Genomic DNA, 913 nt, shown 5'->3' on the forward strand with positions numbered 1-913 from the left:
GTCAAGCTCGTGCGATCGCTGCGCGCCGGTGACCTCTCCGCCGTGTACGTGCCCAGCGTCGAAGACGAAGCATTCCGGGATCTGTCACGCGCCTGGATCAGCGCCAAGGACGATCTGAAGCGCGCCCGCCAACGGCTGAAGGCCTTTCTGCTTTCGCACGGAGTCCGCTACACCGGCAGAGCTGACTGGGGGCCAGCACACCGGCGCTGGATAAGCGAATTTGCGTTCGATAGCGCCTGGCAACAACTTGCCTTTGACGAATATCGACGCGCCATCGAGGATCGGCTCGCGCAATGCAGCCGTCTCGAAGCGGCCTTGCGCGAAGCCGTGGTCAGCTGGCGCTTCTATCCGGCCGTACTGGGCTTTCAGGCCATGCGTGGCGTGCAGTTCACCACGGCGGTGGGCATGCTTGCGGAATTGGGCGATCTCTCGCGCTTTGTCCATCCGCGCCAACTGATGGCCTGGCTCGGGGTGACGCCCGCCGAACACTCATCGGGGGAAAAACGGCGCCAAGGCAGCATCACCAAGAACGGCAATAGCTATGCAAGAAAGCTGCTAATCGAAGCCGCCTGGAGTTACCGGCACCCGCCACGTGTGAGCCCCGAGATCCAGCGCCGGCACGAAGGCATCCCAAAGGCCATCGTTGACCGGTCCTGGGACGCCCAGGTTCGACTGTGCCGGCGCTATCGGAGACTTGCCGCGCGCGGCAAGAACCCGAACATTGCGGTGGTTGCGGTGGCCCGCGAACTGAGCGGGTTCATCTGGGACATCAGCCGGCTCGCCATGTCGCTTGCCGTACCGAACCAGGCGCGGGCAGCGTAACCCAGCGCCAAGGTACCAACCTATCTGCCACCTACTGTGGAGCCAGTTTCCTGAAGGGCGACGTAGCCCGGCACACGAGCAACCCGCGACC

Annotated in this window: 1 protein-coding gene; it reads left to right on the forward strand. The window is 64.0% G+C overall.

What is annotated here, in order from left to right:
- Positions 1 to 822: IS110 family RNA-guided transposase (locus ACYP5B_RS54010; RefSeq protein ID WP_459575741.1), on the forward strand; the 822-nt coding region annotated here is incomplete at its 5' end.
- Positions 823 to 913: the final 91 nt, after the last annotated feature.

The sequence above is a fragment of the Cupriavidus sp. 8B genome (assembly GCF_054589115.1).